At 47.8% G+C, this 247-nt stretch carries 1 protein-coding gene; it reads right to left on the reverse strand.

What is annotated here, in order from left to right:
• On the reverse strand, nucleotides 1-83 hold an 83-nt coding region (locus B2633_RS10605), incomplete at its 3' end, for a MutS N-terminal domain-containing protein (protein ID WP_483170611.1).
• Nucleotides 84-247 lie beyond the last annotated feature (164 nt).

The raw sequence follows: 247 nt of genomic DNA on the forward strand, positions 1-247 counted from the left end.
AACATCTCGTAAAAATCCCCCAGGCGGAAAAAAAGGATAGCGTCCTGGTGTTGTTTTTTTATCTCCAAATATTGCTCAATCATGGGGGTAAACTGCGACAAGATTAGTCTCCTCCTTGTTCCCAGAGACCGCAGGATCTGGTTCCGACAAAAAGAAAGACCCAAATCAGGGCCTTGGGCAAAACATTAAAGCTGGGGAATAATCTTTACATACCGCAGCCGCTGCATGAACCGCCGCACCCATCGGG

Origin of the sequence: Syntrophomonas sp. UBA1041 (assembly GCF_002316705.1) — a bacterium.
Lineage (GTDB): Bacteria > Bacillota > Syntrophomonadia > Syntrophomonadales > Syntrophomonadaceae > DTU019.